At 57.5% G+C, this 3,919-nt stretch carries 3 protein-coding genes and 3 pseudogenes; 3 read left to right on the forward strand and 3 right to left on the reverse strand.

The annotated features are described in order from the left end of the window. From HMPREF0975_RS14105 to HMPREF0975_RS15895, 3 genes and pseudogenes are all read left to right on the forward strand, one after another. Nucleotides 1-357, forward strand: a pseudogene (locus HMPREF0975_RS14105) (transposase); the annotation flags it as partial. A 448-nt stretch (nucleotides 358-805) separates the two neighbouring features. Further along, nucleotides 806-1,562 (forward strand): annotated as a pseudogene (locus HMPREF0975_RS17410) (IS1634 family transposase); the annotation flags it as partial. 5 nt (nucleotides 1,563-1,567) lie between these two features. Next, nucleotides 1,568-1,714 (forward strand): hypothetical protein, encoded by a 147-nt coding sequence (locus HMPREF0975_RS15895; RefSeq protein WP_156808332.1) that lies wholly within the window; start codon nucleotides 1,568-1,570, stop codon nucleotides 1,712-1,714. 356 nt (nucleotides 1,715-2,070) lie between these two features. Here the strand turns inward: HMPREF0975_RS15895 and HMPREF0975_RS15260 are convergent, their stop codons facing one another. From HMPREF0975_RS15260 to HMPREF0975_RS16970, 3 genes and pseudogenes are all read right to left on the reverse strand, one after another. Next, a complete protein-coding gene (locus tag HMPREF0975_RS15260) occupies nucleotides 2,071-2,850 on the reverse strand; it encodes a class I SAM-dependent DNA methyltransferase (RefSeq protein ID WP_009234906.1) in 780 nt (259 codons plus the stop codon). A gap of 430 nt (nucleotides 2,851-3,280) precedes the next feature. Then, nucleotides 3,281-3,406, reverse strand: a complete 126-nt coding sequence (locus HMPREF0975_RS15900) for a hypothetical protein (RefSeq protein ID WP_009233812.1) — start codon at nucleotides 3,404-3,406, stop codon at nucleotides 3,281-3,283. Nucleotides 3,407-3,509: 103 nt separating this feature from the next. Further along, a pseudogene (locus HMPREF0975_RS16970) lies at nucleotides 3,510-3,919 on the reverse strand (transposase); the annotation flags it as partial.

The following is a 3,919-nucleotide window of genomic DNA, read 5'->3' on the forward strand; positions in this document are numbered from 1 at the left end:
AGCCGTCCTTGCTGGCCGAGACCCTGGGCAAGACCTCCAGGCACCGGAGGCCAGCTGGCCTCCTACGCCGGGCTCGCTCCCGTCACACGCCGCTCCGGCTCATCGATCCGTGGTGAGCACGTCTCCCACGGCGGCAACAAGAGGCTCAAGCGCGCCATGTTCCTGTCCGCCTTCGCCTCCCTGCGCTCCGACCCCGTCTCCCGGGCCTACTACCAGCGCAAACGAGACCAGGGCAAGCGTCATAACCAGGCCGTCCTCGCCCTGGCCCACCGCCGCATCCTGACCCTGCACGCCATGATCCGAGATGGAGCCCTCTACGACCCACAACCAGCCACGAAACTACCCACCGCCGCTTGACACACCACATAGGGGCACCCCCCCAAGCCGAAGGCATCCTCGCCGCACTCAACATCCCAACAGGGCACTAAAAACTGTGCAACTCAGGTTCGATCTCAAAGGGCCCCATCCTGACGAGTCCACCGTCTTGGACGTGGGCCCGTTCCTGGCGTTACCACGCGCCTGGGTGGTCGGCTCGCCCTTGTCGTAGCCCAGGTGCTCGCTCAAGCCAAGCAGCCAGCCCCCTCTCCAGGGCCTCCCTTGGTGCAGGGCCGGCAGCAGACCATCAACCCCAGTCATGTTCACCTGCCCGGCACCAGCTCTGCTCAAACAAGCCATCCACAGCCCCAGCCAAGCGCAACCGGTCGACCACATCCCAACCACCAGCAGAAGCCCTGTTGTCATCATCAGTAGCAGTAACCAATACCAGTCCTTCCACAAGGGCTCACAACAAACCAATGAACAGGCTCTCGTCGGTTCACGCACCACCCGCGCCCCGGGGGACCTGGAGGCGCACTTCCGGTGGCACGGGGACGCCCCCCGCCGACGGGTAGCTCACCAGGCACCATTACCCCCAGGAGGGGATCCAGGAGCAAGCGGGACAAGAGCCGCAAGGCCGAGCCGGTGCGGGACCCCGGTTACCCATCCCGGCTCGTGGAGGGCCGTCTGGGGCTACTCATCCAAGCGCTTCACCCGGGACAACCACACACTGGACGTCCAGGAGAACAGGGCCAGGGCCGTCATCGCCGGAGGCGAGCGCCCTAAGGGCACTCGTTTTGTCACCACCCGCAAGGGGAACCAGGTCCTCGATGAGGCATCCCTGGCCAGGGCCCGGCGCCTGGCTGGGCTCAAGGGCTACGTCACCAACATTCCTACCCGCCTGATTGGACGCCGCCGAGGTCATCTCCTCCTATCCTACCACGAGCTGTGGCACGCCCGAGCAGTCATTCGCCAATGAGCAAGCACGACCTGCCAGCTCGCCCCGTCTTCCACCACACCCGCAATGCCACCTGGGCCCACCTCACGATGGTGATGGCCGCCCTAGCCGTAGCCCGATACCTCCAAGACACCACCGGAATAAGCATCTAAGCATCGCCAGGATCACACGCGGGCTGCACGGCCTGAAGGAGGCCGTCATCAACATCAACGGCCACCACATCAACGCCACCCCACAACCAACCCCCAAAGCCGAGGAAATCCTCACCTCCCCACCCCCGGCACACTAAGCGTCATGAGTCAGGTCGAATACAACAGCCAGCGCCTGCACTCAAACATCGGCTATGTCACTCCTCTCGACGAGCACAAAGCCGCCCGGGCACCCGACACCCACCACCAGGAACAACCACAACCAGCCACGAAACTACCCACAGCCGCTTGACACACCACATAGGGCCCCGAGAAAGATCCGACCACCGCGAGACGACACGCGGCAGATTTGTCACACCCACGTGCCACAATCAGATCCAAGACACCGGCAACGACGCCATAAACCTCAACTCAGCCAGTCGATGACAAATCGAGGTCAGCACGAAAGCATGGAGAACAACCTCAACTCCTAAACGCATTATGATGAACAAGTCGATACGCTTCCTCCATGTCAGAAGAGTACCCCAGTTATCCCTATGTTGCATCAAAAACATGTTCACACTCTACGCCGGATTCCTTATCAAGTTTACATGACATCGGCATGCAATGCAATTACATTTAATGCAACCACAACGTTCTAAAAATTCTTTATTTAGCAGCTGTAAGAATATAGATAAATCTATTATCTAAGTCATCTCGAGGTTCCAACGAAAGAGAGTCACTGGAGGAAATTCCAAATATGGAGGAGATTTTCAAGTCGGCCTGCGAGGAGGCCAGTATAATGTCATCTACTGAATAGAATCGCTCGGTCATCACGGTAACTAAAGCGCTCCATATATCTGGGTCGCCTGTAGCGTTAAGGGAGTGAACTTTAATTGAATGTAACGCGTCGAAACGCTCTATCGGCTCCCGATAAAGAACATGATCTTTTGAAATAAATTCGACACAGGGATGTTTCCAGTAATGCTCGTAGATCATTTTAGTGTTTGTGTCGATAACGACTGCCCCATCTTCGAAAAGGGACCGGCGCGCGCATTTCAGAAAAGAAATCAGTGCATCGAGACTTGTGAGATGGTTTACGCTACCATAAATGCATGTTATGTAGTTATATTTTCTTTCAGTATCAAAGTGTTCGAGATTCGCCGAAAAAACCGAAAGAGGTAATCCTTCTCGATCGGTCTTGCCTTGTGCCTTTGCTAGCATACCGTAGCTTGAGTCGAACCCAGTAACGTCGTCGGTGTAGTTCATTAAGGAGATCATGCTGTTTCCGGTGCCGCAGGCTGCATCCAGCACTGAAGCTCCCTCAAATCCTCGTCCACACACTCTATGGAGAGAATCATTCATTCTATCAACAATTATCTTCACGTAATTATCAACATTTGTATACATATCATAATATGTCGAATATGCATCATAGTTCTCGCTCATCACTTCCCCCTGTAAGCATGAATCATCCGTTTTCTACTTGCCACATTTTCGGCCAGCACAAGAGGCTAAACCCCTTCCAATTTTCATTGCATTAGTGATTCGGTAAATCTGACAATGTACTGCCCGGAAGATGTCATTGGTGTGTATCCGCCTCACGACCCTATATTACATCCCAATTCAGAGGATCGGCAAGGTCGGTGGGTGGTTGTCTGATCTCTAGTGGGGCTGGTATTGGTGTAGGGCACTAGCCTCGATCTTTCATTGGTTGGTTGAGTGGGGTTTGGTGGCGGCGTTGCCGGTGTCGTGGCTGGGATTATGCCGGTTGGGTGTGACGGCTTGCCGCGTGTCGTCTCGCGGTGGTCGGGCCTTTCCGGGGGCCAGAGGGTTCTTCCTTCAGGGGCGTGGTGGACAGGAAGCAGGAGCCGTGTGTCTACGGAGCCGGTAGGGCCTGGAGGTGCCCGAGGCCGTCAAGCAGAAGGCTGGTCCAGGGGTGGTCGGCCTTGTAGCGCAGGACGGTGCGGCGGGCGTGGTGGGCGATGACAGCGGGGATGCTCATCAGCCGCAGGCGGATCGTCCGGGGCTCCCAGGCGCGGGCGGGGGTAGAGGCCAGGGCGAGCAGCTGGGGAGAAGGGACCTGTCCAGTTTTCTGTGTAAGCGTTTTACAGGTAGGGGTTGATTCGGTCGGGGTAGGCGGTGGTGAGCTGGGCCAGGGCCTTGTTCCAGTCGGTGGTGATCTGTCCTTCGATGAGCTTGCCCTTGGCCCTGCGCTTGGATGCTGGCAGTCCTTTCTCCTTGTCGCGTTCTCGGGCTCGCTTGTCCACGGGTGTCGCAGATCGCCAGCCACAGCAGCTTGATCACCGCCTCATCGGAGGGGAAGTGGCCGCGGTTCTTGGAAACCTTGCGCAGCTGGTAGCTCGCAGTCTCGATACTGTTGGTGGAGGGGGTACCTCCCACGAAGTGGGGGAGAGATGACACGCCTGAGCATCGGAGGGAAGTCCAGGAAGGGAGTGAATCGCTCCCAGGCCCGCTCCCAGGTCGTCACCGTCTGGGGGTACTTGACCCCCATGTC

This window comes from Actinomyces sp. oral taxon 849 str. F0330 (assembly GCF_000239715.1).
In the GTDB taxonomy this organism is placed as follows: Bacteria; Actinomycetota; Actinomycetes; order Actinomycetales; family Actinomycetaceae; genus Actinomyces; species Actinomyces johnsonii.